This is a genomic window from Myxococcales bacterium, assembly GCA_022184915.1.
In the GTDB taxonomy this organism is placed as follows: Bacteria; Myxococcota_A; Polyangia; order Fen-1088; family Fen-1088; genus JAGTJU01.
This window is the reverse complement of sequence record JAGTJU010000003.1, coordinates 733,130-748,794: the sequence shown is the minus strand read 5'-3', so window position 1 is coordinate 748,794 and position 15,665 is coordinate 733,130. Positions and strand designations below refer to the sequence as shown.

Below are 15,665 nucleotides of genomic sequence, written 5' to 3'. Positions count from 1 at the left end.
CCTACTTCTTGACCTTCAGTACGACCTTGATGGGCTTGTCCTTGGCCAGCTCGAGTGCGGACACAGCGACGAACCCGATGCCGCCCTTGAAAGCGCCGACGTACTTGAGAACACCTGCCTCGTCCTCCATGCGTTTCGGGGGGCTTTCGGCAGAGCGGTACTTGATCTCCAACCAGTGGCGCTCGAGATCGGTCGGATTGGTCTTGAGCACCTTCCCCAGAAAGAGAGTTCGCGCCGCGTCGTCGGTCTCGGTGTCCACGGGGCGAATCTTTTCGCCGTCTGGCCACGAGCTCTTCTGCTTCATGTAAAAGCTGCGCACCTCGTCCAAGGTCATGCTCCCCATGGGATTTGCGGCGTTGATCACCACGGCGACCTCGACGGGGGGCTCCGATCGACTGGTCGAAGGTGGAAAGAGCAGAACCAACAACATCGCAACGGCTGTCTTGTAGGCTTTCATCGTTCACCTCAGAAAGCGAAGGCGGTTTGAAACAAAAGCCCGTGTCTTTGACGAGCGCCATCCAAAGCCTGGGAGTACTCGAGCTTCAGTCGCACCCGGGGTGCGAAGTCATACGAGGCGCCTGCGATGATCATCTTGGTCGACGCGACGAAGGCGCGGACCAGCTCGGTGTCTTCGCCCCGGAGCGATAGGTAGGCTCCCCCGCCCCGTGCCGGAAGGCGAACGTAGTCGAAGCGGACATAGGGCTTGAGGGCGCCCGTGGACAGCACGTTCGCCGACAGCTCCACAAACGCGCCCTGCAAGGCGTCGTTCTGTTCGGTTGCGGGCAAAACCTGATCGCGATCGCTGTGCTTCTGCCAGAGGTATTCACCGATGAAGTTGACCCAGCGAGAGAACACCACCACGTGCGTGCTCAAACCGAGCTCCGACAGGCGAAGTCCCTGCGTCCCGGGCGCGAGTGTCGAGATCCCGCTGCCCGTGGTCGGCAGGTAGAAGGTGGAGATGCGGTCGTACCAACCCGAGACACCCAACGTGGCAGAGCGAAACGCAGGGATCAGCCACTCCAACATCGCCGTGCTCGAGCGCCAGCCGTCATCGTCCCGGGCATACACGTTCGATACGGGATCGCGGCTGCGGCCGTTGCCCAGGGACAAGGCGTAACTCAGGCGGTGATCTCCCCCCAGATCGAAGATGCCTCGCGCCTGCACCCCCGTGGTGTGCGTGGGAACGAAGCCGTTTTCCTCCTCGAAGAGCTCGGGAACTTGCGCCGAGATCATCATCCAGGACCGCGCGTAGAGGTTACGATTGAAGTACCCAACGGGCGTGAAGAAGAGCCCGGCCTGGATGTTCAACTGAGGTCGTATTCGGTACTCGAGGTACATGCGTTCGACGTCGAACTCGAACTCGTTCTGCTTCCCCCGCATCACCTGAAGATTCACTTCGGCCAGGTAAACGAAGTGATCGTCCAGCTCGGACATCAGGACGAAATCGGTGCCCACCAACCCAAAGCCCTGGTTGCTGTTCTTCGGAAAGGGGTCGACTCCGAATGCCTCCTGGTTCGCGGCCTGCGACGCGTTTCGCACGCCGCCTCGAAGCACACCATAGGTCACGTCGGAGAATGCCGACAACGACGTCGTGACCTCTTGGGCCTGCGCCTGCTGTGGGGGAACACCCAGGCTCAACACCGCACCCACGACAACACCCATAAGTCCTCTACCCGACACTAAACACCTCCGGTTCACGGTCACTCTCCTGGTGGGCCTAAAGACCCTCTACGAACGACACAAGCTGGATTCGCTCCGCTTCGGTCAAAGCCATGAAGGCACTCACCACCTGGGTGGCCTCTTTACCGTGCGCCTCGATGGCCTCGCGCACGGTGGCGGCGCGGCCATCGTGCATGAGCCCCACGTTGCGGGCCATGCCCCAAAGAGCGGGCGTCTTGAACTCCGCTCCCGCAGCGGCGCCTTGAGCGATTTGGTCCCCGGTGCCCACGTCGTGAAGCAGAAGATCCGAGTACAGAAACACGTCGCGGTTCGATAGGGCGGCACTGGGCACACCTCGCACCATCACCGCTTGGGTCTGGTACGCGGGGCGGTGGCAGGAGTCGCAGCCCACCTTGCGAAAGAGCGCCTCCCCGGCGGCCGTGTCGGCATTTGGGCTTGACGAGCCAGGGGGCGAGGAAAAGCGCATGAAGTCGGCAAGCAGGCCCACCACGCCCACCCGCGCCTCGGGATCGGGGGTGGGATCCATGGCAGCGAGAAGGTCCATGCGACCCCCTGGGGCGTTCTCGGTGGGGAAGACCTCGTTCGTGACGCCCATCTCGTTGCGGTAAGCGTCTGCGGCAAACGAATCCAACGACGCATGTTGGGCTTTCCACCCCAACCGCCCCACGCGCAGGGCCCCCGTGATCGGATCGACGACCATGGCCACGCGTCCCCCGACGCCTGGAGGTTTGGGTTCCACCGAGGCCGCAAGGATCGCTTCGTCGGGAATGGACTCGATGAGCCCCAGTCCCAACACGCTCGTGGTGCGGCGGCGCGCGAGGGTCGTGCAATGGGCGGGCAAGCTGGCATTGGCCACATCAGGGCGCGTGGTGAAGAGGAACACCAAGCTTCCTCCGGGAGGTTCGACCATCCCGCCATCCGGCGCGCGGCACGCCGCCCGGGCCACAGTGAGCACACCGGGCCCGCCTACGCCTTGGCTATTGTGGCAACCGGCACACGAGCTGCCGTTGAACAACGGCCCCAGCCCTTGCGCCGCGGTCTCCGCTTCCATGAACTCGCTGCGGCCTTGCGAGAAGCTGGCGCTTTCGGCGGGCGCAAGCCCTGTGAGCGGAACGACGGCCTCTTGCGCCAGGACCTCGGGAGCAGGCGTGGCCTCACCGCACGAGGACGCCCCCAGGCCCAGGAGCACGGCGGCGACCGCGACGCGTCCACGACGACTCGACATCGCTCGGCTTCATCGGCTTACCGGGGCACAGATTGAGCACAAATCGAGCAGACGAGCTTGACGAGTCTCGTCAAGGGCCGTTCGGTTGCGCCATGATGGCTCACGGGGAGCCACCGGACGGCTCACACCAGGCGGGGGCGTCAGGACATCGCCCCATAACCCCGGTCACCGGGTGGCGCGCCGGTAGGCGGTGGCAAGCGCGTCGGCGTATTCGTTCCATCGATTGCCCGCGTGGGCCGCTATCCAGCGCAACGACAGCTCCTTGCGGCCTTGCATGAGCTCGTAGAGCTCTTGAACGAGCTCGAGGTTTTTGATGGGCCCCGTCTTTCGCTTCCACCCGCGGGCCTTCCACGCGGCTGCCCACTCGTTGATGGTCTTCACGCACAGCTCGCTATCTGTGTAGATGACGGCAGGCGTGCCGGGCGGCACCAGCTGGCATCCGGCAATGAGCGCTGCCAGCTCCATCCGGTTGTTCGTGGTGTGAGCCTCGTGGCCCCAGCGCTCAGCCACCACCGCGTTGCCGGACACGTACACGGCTCCCCAGCCTCCGGGGCCCGGATTCGGGTCGGCGGCGCCGTCGGTGAACACGCCTTCGGTTGGCCCTGCGGTGTACGTGGCCAGCACCTGCGCCGTGGTCAGGTTCTCTTCACGCGCACTGGCGCCGCGGTGTGCCCGCCGCGCCGGCGCAGCCCCGGGTCGCGCGCCCTGAGGTTTGGCCGGTGACGCCTTCTTCTTGCAGGCAAGACAGACCTTCGGCTGCCACCCAGGGAACTTTGCCAAGGTGGCCTCAGGGACGTCGAACTCGCGCTGGCATTCACGGCAACCGAAAGTGGGCACACGGCCGATCTAGCACAGGAGCCGAGGGTGAAGGCCAACGCAAAGGCGCGCGCCGCCCGTGGCGGCGATCAGGGTGGCGATGCCGCGCTTACGCGACGAAGCGGCAAGGAGCGCACGCACAGGAGGCCCATACCCGCCAGGAACACCGCCACCTTGAGCGCCAGCCTCAAGCCTCGACCATGCTCGGCGAACCAGAGATCGGCGATGAGCGCGGCCGGAAGCGCCGACGCCACAGCGCGAGCGAGCCAGACGAGATAGTGGCGGAACGGAAATACGTCCCAAAACCGCATCTCGAAGCCCCGCGCCAAGGGGCGCAAAATGAAGAGCCACGCACCGAGCTGGCTGAGCAGCGCCGCGGCGGCCGCACCCGTGGCCCCGAAGATCCAGGCCAGCGGTACCCCCAGCAACGTGGTGAGCGCCAGAAGGCAGACGCTGGCGGCAAAGAGCGCCTGGGGACGTCCCTGGGCCCGCAGCACCAGCCCGTACTCCGCCACCCTGTGCAGGGTGATGAGCCCGAAGAGCTGGAAGGGAAGCACGGCGGCTGTGTAGGCGTCGGTGAACAAGAGCGGCACCAGCTGCGGGGCGCAGAGAACCAGTACGATGGTGAGCGGCACCACGATCTTTGCCATCGATCGCGTCTGCATGAGCCACAGGTCGCGCGCCTGCTGAATGCGTCCGTGCTTGAAGGCTAAGGACATCTGCGCACCCAACGTTGCGCTGAGAGCATAAGGAAGAACGGCCACGAACGGTAGCTCTTGGGCCGCCACGGCGTACACCCCGAACGACTGAGGCGCGACCGCCGCCACGATCCACTTGTCGACGTGCTTTGTGAGCACCGACACGCCCAGCGCCACCATCAGCGGCAAGGCATGCACGACGTAGGCCTTCGCGCGGGCCCACGACGCCGGTGCGGGAGCCGCAGGTGCCACCGCGCGCGCGAGACGGATCACCAGGACGAGCCGCACGCTCGCGTAAGCGCAGAGCGCCATAGCGATGCCTACGGGACCGAAACCCGCGAGCGCAGCCACCGCAATCGCGAGCACCTGCACCACCGCCATCGCGCCATCGAAGAGGCCCGCGGTGGAGGCCCGATCGTCGGCGACCAGCAGCGGAGCCGCGACGAGCGACGGAATCTCGAGGGCGCACGCCAGCCCGAGCAGCGCGAACGCGGGCAGGTGACCAAACGCTCCCTCGAGCACCCAGGGCAGAGCCAAGCCCACAAGCAGTCCGGTCAGCACGCCTGCGCCCGCGAGCAGCACCAGCGTTTGCCGAACCAAACGAGACTTCTCGGGCGGCGCCAGACCAGGAAGAAAAAAGATCAGAGACTGAGGCAAGCTGAGCGTACCCAAGGCCGTGGCGGCGGCATAAACCGAGAGCAGCAGCGCCGATGTGGCCCACGCCTCCGGCGACAGGACCCGCACCAGCACCAAGGCCACGACGACCTGAGCGAGCTTACCGGCGCTTTGGCCGAGGGCGAGCAAGGTCACCCGCCGCGCCAGCGGGCTCACGCCCCGCTCCGCAGCAAACCGACCGCTGCGCTGTCCTCCCGAAACCGGCTCACGGCGGACGCTTCGCGCGCCTCCAGCGCGAAAGCTGGGTGCCGCAGGATGTCGCCGCGCAGGCGCGCCAGACCGAAGTGAATCATGTCCCGTGGGGTGCGCCTCAACCGGCGCAGGAAGTGGTTGGCGTCCCACGTGTTGCTGCCATGGAAGCACCGAATGAAGAGGTGACTCGCCTCACGCCCCAAGATCGAGACACCCAAAGGCCGGTGGGCATCCAGGAATACGCTGTCTTCGGCGATCCGAAGCGCCGGGTAACGAATCTCCGAGCGTTGATGCACGATGGTGCCGGGCGTGCCACGCCCCACATCCGCCCGGTACGGATGGTGGGTGAAGGCCGGGGTGTCGAGATGCATCAAGGTCCACTTGAGCACGCAAGCCCGTGTCCCTTCGTTGATGAGCGCCTGGAGCTGCATCGTGAGGCGCTCGGGAGCGTACCATTCGTCGTCATCCCACTGTGCCAAAAAGGCCCCGTCGCTCTGCTCGATGGCCACGTTCCGCAGGGCGCCCAGCGTAAGGCGCGGCTCTGTAGCCACGCGATGGTAGAGTACGTCGAAGCCGCGCGCACGACAGGCGCCTACGAGGGGCGCGTAGCTCTCTTCCCCGTCATCCACGATGACGAGCTGCTTGTGCGACCAGGTCTGGTCCATGAAGCACTGAACCGCCCGTTGCGCGAGCTTCACCCGGTTGCGGGTCACCATGAGGCAGCTGACCAGAGGCTCTTTGCCGGCAGGTAAGCGTGAGCTTGGCAGGTCGAGGGGTCGGGATGTGTTCATGCGACACGCATCATCGAATCGGGGCCGGGGACCCCGAATGGCCAGGGGGATCGGCCCGCTGCTTTGACACACAGCCAGCGCCCCGGGCAGCCCCAGGCACGCCTGGTGCGGAAATCGTCACATTTGAAACGAAATTGCCAATAAGGGTGGTAGGCGGAGCCCAGGAGAGACTTTGTGTAACTTCGATCACGGAAAAACTTCGCCGCGAAGATGCCGATCCCCGCGCACCGCCGTTTCGTCTCTTTTTCTGCAGTTTCCTGAGCCGTACGTCCAGGGTCCTGCGTCCCCGCGTTACCAGTCCGTTGCTTCGTTCGTCCAGGTGGGCGAAACGAGGATTGAGCGGACCTACACGAGGAGAGTGGAGAGATGTTGAAACGAGTGCTGTTTGCGGGTCTGATGATGGTTCCACTTTGCGTGATCGGGGCCTGCGGCGCCCCTGTGGAGGACGTAACCGAGCTGGCAGAAGGAAGCCTCAAAAAGTCGCCGCCGAAGACACCCGAAGGCTGCAAGGCTTTCGAAGATGACCTGGGCAAGGGGTGCGCGAACCCCGAGTGGACCGACCGCGACGGCGATGGCTGCCTCGACCTGTACGTTTGCCACGACGAGCCCACGGACTCGTCCTCCGATCCCGACGCCCCGAAGGACCCTGTGCCCCCGGCCAAGGACTCCAAGGAATGCAAGCCGATGGACAAGAACCTGGGCATGGGGTGCGCGAACCCCGAGTGGACTGACCGCGACGGGGATGGCTGCGTCGACCTTTACGTTTGCCACGACGGCGAGGACGCGTCGCCCGATGAGCCCCTTCCTCCGGAGTGTCAGAAGCGCGAGGATGCCATCAACGCCTGCTCGAATGCCTGTGAGGCCGCCGCTTCGGACAGGTCCGAGGCATGTGGCAAGGGCCCAGGCAACGAGGCGTGCATCATGGAGAACGACAAGCTCTTCACCTCGTGCCTGGGGACCTGCTGGGAGCAGAACTTGAACGAGTTCTGCAACGCCTGGCCGTACCCCGTCGAGAAGCCCACGAAGTAAGCTCACGGCCAAGGCCTCAACCAAAGCCAGTCCCCAAAGGGGCTGGCTTTTTTTGTTTGTACCTCCGCGACGGGCCTTGCACGTAGCTGCCGTCGAAACCTGAGCCGCCGACGGCGACGCCGACGTCTACCAGATGTACCGCTCGTGAAGGGGCTCCTTGCCCCTCCAGTGATACTGGCGGACGTCGAGCAGAAAGAAGCAACATGATCCATCCGAGGCGAGGTACTCCGAGGACCAGGGTGCTGTTGAGCGATGCCGAAGCCGATGCACTCGGCGAGCTGATTAAAGTTCAGTGCTACCCGCGAGCGCCCTCGCCAACCAGGGTCCTTCGTCCAAGGATCGTCGAAGCCCTCATGATGGCGCTAGGGCACACTCAGCGGGGGCATGTGGAGCCTATGTGCGGGCCTGCATCGAGGCCTCTCGCCGTACGAGCATGCGGACACCACCGACGACGCCGCGCCAGAAAACGAGCCCCGCGCCGCAACCCTCGCATGATCGGTTGATGCGAGAGAAACCGCGCCTTCCACTGCGGACTCCGAACCGTGGACGAGAGCCTGGCGTCAGGGCCTCCGGTGGGCGGCTCTCGCGTGTCACGAGCCCTCTCGTCAAGCCGAAGACCCACAACGGCCAATGCGTGACCTTCCAAGGCTAAGCCCACTGATGCGCTTCACCGCACGACCCACATCGACTGCACTTGCCATCACGTCCACGACATTCGGGACGCTTTCGTGACGACGACGTCGTTCAGCTAGTTTTTCAGGCTCTATTTTGCGAAGGCATCAGCTGGTCGAGATGTGTTGCGGCAACGCTTGCACACGGGGCCTCACGAACCTTGCAAACTTCACAGCGCAACGCGCCTCGTTCCCGTGATGATTTTTTGTTGAGCCGTCTTCGAGGTGCCCAGCGTCTCCGGGTGCGTGTAGCTCGCCAGACATGTCCCATTTGGCGGTAGCGACCTTCAAGAAACCACCAGTCGGAGACTGCACACCGAAAGGCGTGCAGCGCGACGGAGCGGCCACGATGCGCGGGACCACGGATCGACCGAGTGATGGTTTTCAGTTCAACCAGGAGTCAACGAAGATGAAACGTTACGGGTATCTGCAAATCGGTTTGGCCGTCTCGGCGATGGCCTTCGCGTGCGCAAGCGCAAGCGGTTGCGCCTCCGGAGACTCGGACGATGATCCGGGTGGCGGGGGGGAAGGCGGCAGCGCTGGAGGAGGCGGGCAGGGCGGTGGAGGCGGCGCGCCCGCCACAGGCGGTAAAGGCGGTTCCACGGGTGGCGGCTCCGGCGGTTCGAGCGCAGGTGGCTCCGGTGGCTCGAGCAAAGGTGGCTCCGGCGGCTCGAGCAACGGCGGCTCCGGCGGCTCGAGTGCAGGCGGCTCCGGCGGCTCGAGCGCTGGTGGCTCCGGCGGCTCGAGCAACGGTGGCTCCGGCGGCTCGAGTGCAGGCGGCTCCGGCGGCTCGAGCGCAGGCGGCTCCGGCGGCTCGAGTGCAGGCGGCTCCGGCGGTTCGAGCGTTGGTGGCGCGGGTGGTTCGGGCGGCAAGGGCGGCGCAGGTGGCGCAGGCGGCAAAGGCGGCTCCGGTGGCGCGGGCGGCAAAGGCGGCTCCGGCGGCAAGGGCGGCGCCGGGGGCAAGGGCGGCGCAGGCGGTTCGGGTGGCGCGGGCGGTTCGGGTGGCGTAGGCGGCTCGGGCGGTTCGACACAACCTCTTCCGACGATATCGATCACGCTTCCCACCCCCGGCAGCAGGCTTCCCGCCGCGACGCCGGTTCAGGTGAAAGTCAACGCGGCCGTGGCGTCTCCGGGAACCATCACACGCGTAGAAGTTTTGAAGGGAACCACCGTTCGAGGCACATCGACCATGGCACCCTTTACCGTGAACGTCACGGGACTGCCCGCGGGCTCGCACACCCTCGTGGCAAAAGCGACGACCAACGCAAACCGCACGGCAAACTCCTCGCCGGTCACGTTCACCCTCTTGGCCGCACCCACCGCGACGCTCACGCGGCCCATGGCCAACACGAGCATCATGCCAGGCTCGGCGATCACGCTCGAAGCCATGGCGTCCTCACCCGGAGGCACCTTGCGAAAAGTGGACTTCTTCGCCGGCACACAGCTCCTGGGCAGCGACAACACAGCGCCCTACGCGCTGGCCAACGTCGTCCTGACGGCAGGACCGAAGGTGCTGACCGCCGTGGCCGAGGATGAGATTGGACAAAGAACGGCCTCGGCTCCTGTCTCCGTGACGGTGAGTTGGACCCAAGGCGCCTACCTCGAACAAGGAGGTTCAGTCGTCTTCGAGGCGGAGGGATTCGCAAACCAGAATGCGAACGGCGATATCCCCTGGGTCCTCGAGAACACGCCTCCCGTCGGTGAGGGCACGGGCTACATGGTGGCGAGATCGACCAACTTCGGCGTGAAGGAAGCCAACGAACCTTCAGCAGAGCTCAACTACCCCCTACAGTTCGCTACGACTGGGACGTATAAGCTCTACGGCCGCAAACTCTTCCCCGACAACGGTGCGAACTCGGCCTTCTACCGCATCGACAACGGCACCCCCGTTCTCATCGAAAGCGGTTCGGGAGGGGACACGGCCTTTGGCTGGGTGCTCTTGAGCTCGACGATCAACGTCACTTCCGCAGGGGTCAAGACCTTCACCCTCAAGCGGCGAGAGCCCAACGCCAAGTTCGATCGCTTCGTGATCTCGCAAGGCGCCCTGCCCACGGGAGCCGGCCCCCCGGTCAGCCCCAAGCAGCCCTGACCTGGCAGGGTGAGCCGCCTGGCTCCCCTTGACGCCCCGCCCCGGCTGGCGCCCCCTTGCAGAGACAAGCAGGCGTCGGAGCGGGGCGGTGGCGTTTTCGGCAAGCCCGCGCCCGCTACGAGGTCTCGCCGAGCGCCTTCGCCACCTCGACCATCCGCACGCGGGCTTCACCATATGTGGCGAAGGCCTGCAGAAACGAGGACAGATCGCTCGTGGAGGTTCCTTTTTCGGCCTGCCGGGCGCAATAGTCCCAGGCCGCCATCAGGCGTTGCTCGGACTCGAAGAACCGCTTCATCGAATCCTGATTGGTCGGCGATGCTTGTGCGTGCGGATCGACGTCCATGACGAGAGCGCCGCATTGTGCCGCCACCTGCTTCCAGAAGGCGGCAGCGTCTTTTTTGCGACACTGGTCCGCCAACGTCTGCAGCAGCGCTTGAGCGCTCTTCAGTTGGCTCACCTGGGGAACGGCGCATCTCACGAACTTCTCGAAGGCGATGCCTTCGGGCGTCGGCGCGGCGCTGGTATGCCACGCGGCTCCGGTCGCTTGAATCTTCGCCAAAAGGTTGGCCCGCTCGATGCGGGCCTCGAGGCCCTCTACATAGGCAGCGATGCCGTCTTTCAACTTCGGCAGGCTCTGATTGTACACCTCGAAGACCGTGGTGAACTCGGCGGGCACATCCGTAACGCCGGCAAAGGCCGCCACCACCTGATCCCCGCGGGGCAAACACTCGTTGCGCAGATGGTCGGCGAAGGTCTTGGGCTGCACCCTCGCCGCGGCTTCCACCTTGGCTTCGACTTGGGTGGCGTTCGTGAAGGTCTCGATCGGCGTGGGGCTTTGAATGAGGCAGGTCCAAAGCCCGCCCACCTCTTGTTTGTCACGCTCGACCCAGCGATCGAACCAGGCCAGCTTCTCGCCAAGAGCGCTCTTGTGTAGCCGATCCCGGATCGCGATCCCCGCGCCCACCCCCAGCACCATGAGGCCCACCATGGCGAAGATCACGCGGCCGCCCCCTCGTGCGTCGTGCGGTTTACCGCGCAGGGCTGCCGCGTCTTCAGAAGGCCCCTCCGACAAAGCGGCCCCACACCGGGAGCACGTCCGGGACAAAGCCGGGTTGTCAGTTCCGCAGGTCAGACAGCGTGTCATGGATCGGGAATGATACCCATCGCAACTAGGGCCTTGGCGTGCAGCTTGGAAGGACGTCGAGTGGGCAGGGATCACAGGCATCGCCCACCTTGTCGCCGTCGGCATCGCCCTGAACCCCCTCATCGAGAGGACGAGCGGGGTTGAACACCCTCGGGCAGTTGTCGTCGCTATCGCTGATCCCATCGCCATCGAGGTCGCCGCTGCGAAGCTCACCCGTGAACACGGTGGAGCCCGCGGTCGAGCTCGGGCGTTTGGGGGTGCACGACGGCTCGTTCAGCGGCTGCCCACACGCGAAGGCGGGATAGGTCGTGGCCCCCACCGCCGCTTTGAGCACGTCGTAGGTCTTGCCAACCTCGCCCGTGAGGCACAGCTTCTTTGCCACCGTGCAAACGTCGACCGGATCGCAGCCTGCGGGCACGAGCGCCGTCATGGCGGCGTCGTCACCATAGAGGGGCTTGCCTGCGCGCAGGACGAGCACGACATCCTCGGGCTTGGCCTCGATCACGGCGCGGTACGGCGCCCGCCCCCCGCGCCGAAAGACGGTGACGTCCGCCACCAACCCCGGTGCGAGCCGACCGATGACATCGTCCGTGGCGGTCACCACCGCCGCGTTCACGGTCACCATCTGCCACAAGTCGACGTCGCTGAAAAATCCGTCGAGGTACGTCCGATTGAAGGCATCGGCGCAGGCAAGCTCGCGCAGCAGGTTCATCGACCCGGTCGGCATCCAGTCGGTCCCCAGCGCGATCTGCACGCCCAGACGCGCCGCCGTGGTCACGCGCGCGGTCTCGCCGTAGAGGGTGATGTTCGAGCGAGGCGACCAGATCAAGGCCGCACCCGCCTTGGCCATGGCCTCGTAGTCTGCAGGCTGCAGGCCCACAGCGTGGATCATCGCCATACGATCCTGCAGCAGATCGTTTGAGATCCCGGGGGGCATCGTGTCGTAAGCAACGCTGCTCTGGCAGAGAAACTCATTGCGTGCGCTCCGATCGACGCCTTCGGAGACGTGCGGCACGTAGGCGTCCGTCATTGCGATCGCAGCCGCACTCGTGGGTGTGCCGCCATAGTTGCAATCCATCGTGCGGCGGGAGCCGTCAGAGTCGTCGAGCGGAAACGTATCGAAGTCGACCGGCTTTTGGCCAAGTCCCTCCTGGTTCTGCGAGTCCAGGTTCCGCAGCAAGCCGGGCTGACCACCGGAGCCCACAATCGAAGTGGCTCCGCCCATCAGGAACCGCAGCTCCGCCCAGCGCACCTGATCGGCGCTCGCACTGCCCCCGGCGGTCACGGGTGGTTTGCCACCTTGACCACGGCGCCACTCGTGGCGGTGATCATAACGAACTCCCGTGTCCGGGTGGGGGTTGTTTTGCCCGAACGTGAGGTGCTCGTGGGTATTGATGAGACCAGGAGATATCGCGCCATCCGGACAGGTGATGACGGTTTCCCCCCCAAGCGCACAGGCGCAGCCCACGCACGTGATCAAGCCCTGCGCGTCGATCGCAACCTGCCCCGCGTGATAGATACGGTCGGGCGTCAGCACCTCGCCTTGCAACAGCTTGACCGCGCCGCTGCCCGACACCGAACACGTCCCGGTCGCCACCGGCGGCAGCGGGGTCGGGCAGGTGACCTCCTCGAACGAGGCCACCGGGCCCGCCTCCGAGCCGGCGTCAGCCAGCGCGAGTCCGTCCAGCAGCCCCGCCTCGGGGGCGACGGTTCCCGCTGCCCCATCCAGCAAACCTGCGTCCAGGGCTGCGTCTACAGGCCCCCCTTTATCTTCACCACAAGAAAAAAGGGCAAAAAGGCTCAAGGACGCGGCAGCAATGAGGGGGCGCATGAAAGTGCACCCATCCTAACACTGGCAGGCCGCCCCGCGGATCTGCCGTGATGTCCCGCCGCCGCAAGGGCGCTCAAAACGAGATATCCCACTGCAAACGGATCCGCGTTTCGGCCCGCGTCGCCTTCGCTGCGGGGTCGGCCACGGTCAAGCGGCTGACCTCGAACGAGGCTTTGTTCGCATGTCCGTCAAAGAACCAGTTGATGACGGCCGAGCTCTCCGTCTGCAGGGTGTGCGGCACCGTGATCACGGGATCCACGAACGCGTAGCGCACGGCCAGCTCGAGAGACTTTGGAACGAGCGGCACGAGATGATGCGGGAAATACCCCACCTGAACGAGGCTACCCCGCAAGCGCGTGACCCGCCCTGCGGCCCCCTCGGCCATCGTGCGATCCAAAACCCGCTTCCAGTGAAACTCGTGCTTCGCATAGAGACCTCGCCACATCAGGCGAAATTCCGCGAAGGCCTGCCTCATCTGAAACTGCCCCGGCTTTGCCGCCCCCGCGGTTTCTGGATTCGGAAATGACGTCAGATCCGAGCGGGGGGTCCGAAGGCCCCGGCAGCTCCGGGCGTCGGTCTCGAAGGCCGTACAGTCACTGATGTTCGTGGCCGCTCCGAAGGCCACATTCAGCACGGGCGCATCGTGACCCTCCACATCACTTTGTGAAAACGGCATCTCGCCCCCTAGCGCATTCCACTGGAGCCGGCCCGCGTACATCATGTGGTGGTCGTCGTTGTTGCGCGGCCCGACACCCCGTCCGCTAAACACGCCCGCGTAGTAGGTGAGGTCGGCAACCGAGCCGGGCAATACACGACCAAACACCTGAACGCCCTGTTGACGGTCCACCGTGAAGAGGTCGTTCACGATCGAACGGTTGACGAACTGCTGTTGGCCCGACGAAGCCACCCGCTCGTCGTTCCAGAACACCTTGCGCCGCCCGATCAACACCTTGAACCACGAAAACCTCGCCAGGGTCAGCGAGAAATCCCGCAGCACGGGCTGCGCCCAATCGTACTGGAAGGTCCACTCGAGCCAGGGACGAAACGCGTGTCCGCGCAGCCTCAGGCGCGCCCGCCGCACCATGAACGAGCTCGTGTTCCGGTCGAGATCACCGAAGGTGCGTGGATCTTCATCGAACGGCGTCGCATAGCGAAACTGAAGCCGGTGCTGCACGCGCGCGCTGAAGTTGCCGTCGCTCGTTCGAAACAGCAAGGCATGGTCCACGTAGCGGACGGACGCCGCGGGTTCGGGGACCGGCACGGGCTCGCGGGCCCAGACGCTCCCAGGCTTCCCAACGGCCGCACCCACGAAGCCTGCGAGGCAGACAACGGCCGCGCATCCCCTCGTTCGAGCCCTCTTTCCCATGAGTCACGAGAGTGTAGGAGACCGAGGCTCCGTCCGCGGGGGTCTGACGCCTCGAAAGCGCCGCCGCCAAAAGACGGCTGCCGGGGGACCACGTGCGGGTGTAGGATCTCCCAAAGTCATCCCTGCGACGTGGGCTTCACGGCGCCAACCAAGCCATGCGTTCCGGTTCCTGCGTTGCCCTGCCTCCCCCACCCCACCCCGCGTCGCTGCGGAAGCCCCGGGCCCTCTTCGTGTATGTCATGCTGGCCTGCGCGGGCGCTGCCTGCGGAGCTGAGGATCCCATGGACGACACTGGCTTTCCCGTGGCCTTCGACGACACCCCGGCGCTGCTTCCCTGCACGCCGCGTCCCCCCATCACCGGATTCGTGCGGGCCGAAGGGGGCAAACTTTGGCTCGATGGCACGCGGTTCCGCGGCTTGGGCGCCAACATTTACTATCTGCAGCAGCAGTTCACCTACGGCTTGAAGGGCTCTGCGTCTGCCACGGCCCAGGCCCTTGCGGCGCTCGACGATGCCGTGTGCCTGGGTTTGCAGGTGATTCGCACGCCCGGTTACAACGACTCGCAAGACGCAGCCGCCATCCGCCCGCTACCGGGCACGTACCGCGAAGAAGGCTTGCGGGGTTTGGACCGGGCCGTGGCCGAAGCGCGCGCGCGCGGGCTGCGGCTCGTCATCACTCTCACCAACAACCACGCAGACTTCGGCGGCCTGCCCGCCTACGCCCGGTGGGAGGGCTTGGACAAGGACGCCTTCTTCACCTCAGCTGCCTTGCGCCGGCACTGGGAAGACTACGCAACGATGCTGGTCAACCGGGTGAACACCCTCACGGGCGTGGCCTACCGAGATGAGCCCGCGATCCTCGCCTGGGAGCTGGGAAACGAGTTTCGTTGCCGCAGCTGCCCGGACACGTCCGCGCTGACCGCAACCGTGGGCACCTTGGCGCGCCACCTGCGCGGCTTGGGCGTCAAGCAGCTCATCAGTGACGGGGGTGAGGGCTTCGATGACAAACCCGCGCTTTATGAGGGGCTGTCGAGCCGTTACCCCGTGGAGGGCGCCGAGGGCTCGAGCTACGCGGACCTCACCGCTTTGGCCGACGTAGACCTGCCTTCGTACCACTTTTATCCGCGAACCTGGGGCCTTGGGGCTGGCGGTGATGCCGACCTGTGGATCCGCCGCCACGAAGAGATTGCCGCCACCCTCGGCAAAGCGGCGCTCTTCGGCGAGTTTGGCCTCCGCCCCCGGGCGGGCTCACCCACCCCGGACCGGGAGCGCGCCGAATTCTTCGAGCGTTGGCTGACCGCGTTCGATGCAAGCGATGGCTCCCTGGCGCTGTTGTGGCAGCTCATTCCCCCCGCGCGAATCCTTGCGGGCAACGATGGCTACGGCGTGGTGCTTGGCGTGGATCACGTCACCACCAAGGTCCTCCACCACTGGGCGCAAAGACTCGGCCCTTAGAGCA

At 65.4% G+C, this 15,665-nt stretch carries 12 protein-coding genes; 3 read left to right on the top strand and 9 right to left on the bottom strand.

What is annotated here, in order from left to right; all coding sequences use genetic code 11:
* Position 1: 1 nt before the first annotated feature.
* The 6 genes from KA712_14675 to KA712_14650 form a co-directional block, all read right to left on the bottom strand.
* Complete coding sequence (locus KA712_14675; protein MCG5054206.1) at positions 2-457, bottom strand: hypothetical protein; 456 nt, start codon at positions 455-457, stop codon at positions 2-4.
* Positions 458-465: 8 nt separating this feature from the next.
* Positions 466-1,650, bottom strand: coding sequence for a hypothetical protein (locus KA712_14670; GenBank protein MCG5054205.1), 1,185 nt, complete (start codon positions 1,648-1,650; stop codon positions 466-468).
* A 67-nt stretch (positions 1,651-1,717) separates the two neighbouring features.
* Positions 1,718-2,905, bottom strand: coding sequence for a hypothetical protein (locus tag KA712_14665; protein ID MCG5054204.1), 1,188 nt, complete (start codon positions 2,903-2,905; stop codon positions 1,718-1,720).
* Positions 2,906-3,070: 165 nt separating this feature from the next.
* Entirely contained in the window at positions 3,071-3,685 is a 615-nt protein-coding gene (locus tag KA712_14660) for a ribonuclease HI (GenBank protein MCG5054203.1), read from the bottom strand.
* 125 nt (positions 3,686-3,810) lie between these two features.
* A complete protein-coding gene (locus KA712_14655; protein ID MCG5054202.1) occupies positions 3,811-5,250 on the bottom strand; it encodes an oligosaccharide flippase family protein in 1,440 nt (479 codons plus the stop codon).
* Positions 5,247-6,077, bottom strand: coding sequence for a glycosyltransferase (locus KA712_14650; protein MCG5054201.1), 831 nt, complete (start codon positions 6,075-6,077; stop codon positions 5,247-5,249). Before KA712_14650 ends, KA712_14655 begins: the two co-directional genes overlap by 4 nt.
* A 366-nt stretch (positions 6,078-6,443) precedes the next feature.
* Between KA712_14650 and KA712_14645 the strand changes: the two genes are divergently transcribed.
* Complete coding sequence (locus KA712_14645) at positions 6,444-7,106, top strand: hypothetical protein (GenBank protein ID MCG5054200.1); 663 nt, start codon at positions 6,444-6,446, stop codon at positions 7,104-7,106.
* Between the two features lie 1,080 nt (positions 7,107-8,186).
* Positions 8,187-9,866 (top strand): hypothetical protein, encoded by a 1,680-nt coding sequence (locus KA712_14640; protein MCG5054199.1) that lies wholly within the window; start codon positions 8,187-8,189, stop codon positions 9,864-9,866.
* 115 nt (positions 9,867-9,981) lie between these two features.
* Here the strand turns inward: KA712_14640 and KA712_14635 are convergent, their stop codons facing one another.
* The 3 genes from KA712_14635 to KA712_14625 form a co-directional block, all read right to left on the bottom strand.
* Positions 9,982-11,010: a hypothetical protein gene (locus KA712_14635; protein ID MCG5054198.1), complete on the bottom strand. Its 1,029-nt coding sequence runs from the start codon at positions 11,008-11,010 to the stop codon at positions 9,982-9,984.
* 25 nt (positions 11,011-11,035) lie between these two features.
* Positions 11,036-12,841 (bottom strand): amidohydrolase family protein, encoded by a 1,806-nt coding sequence (locus KA712_14630; protein ID MCG5054197.1) that lies wholly within the window; start codon positions 12,839-12,841, stop codon positions 11,036-11,038.
* A gap of 73 nt (positions 12,842-12,914) precedes the next feature.
* Positions 12,915-14,102: an OprO/OprP family phosphate-selective porin gene (locus KA712_14625; protein ID MCG5054196.1), complete on the bottom strand. Its 1,188-nt coding sequence runs from the start codon at positions 14,100-14,102 to the stop codon at positions 12,915-12,917.
* A 260-nt stretch (positions 14,103-14,362) separates the two neighbouring features.
* Between KA712_14625 and KA712_14620 the strand changes: the two genes are divergently transcribed.
* Complete coding sequence (locus KA712_14620; protein ID MCG5054195.1) at positions 14,363-15,661, top strand: hypothetical protein; 1,299 nt, start codon at positions 14,363-14,365, stop codon at positions 15,659-15,661.
* Positions 15,662-15,665: the final 4 nt, after the last annotated feature.

Bases quoted from the DNA above. Each gene is read 5' to 3' on its own strand.
- KA712_14675 (MCG5054206.1), bottom strand. From the start codon at position 457: ATGAAAGCCTACAAGACAGCCGTTGCGATGTTGTTGGTTCTGCTCTTT.
- KA712_14665 (MCG5054204.1), bottom strand. From the start codon at position 2,905: ATGTCGAGTCGTCGTGGACGCGTCGCGGTCGCCGCCGTGCTCCTGGGC.
- KA712_14650 (MCG5054201.1), bottom strand. From the start codon at position 6,077: ATGAACACATCCCGACCCCTCGACCTGCCAAGCTCACGCTTACCTGCC.
- KA712_14645 (MCG5054200.1), top strand. From the start codon at position 6,444: ATGTTGAAACGAGTGCTGTTTGCGGGTCTGATGATGGTTCCACTTTGC.
- KA712_14640 (MCG5054199.1), top strand. From the start codon at position 8,187: ATGAAACGTTACGGGTATCTGCAAATCGGTTTGGCCGTCTCGGCGATG.
- KA712_14635 (MCG5054198.1), bottom strand. From the start codon at position 11,010: ATGACACGCTGTCTGACCTGCGGAACTGACAACCCGGCTTTGTCCCGG.
- KA712_14630 (MCG5054197.1), bottom strand. From the start codon at position 12,841: ATGCGCCCCCTCATTGCTGCCGCGTCCTTGAGCCTTTTTGCCCTTTTT.
- KA712_14620 (MCG5054195.1), top strand. From the start codon at position 14,363: ATGCGTTCCGGTTCCTGCGTTGCCCTGCCTCCCCCACCCCACCCCGCG.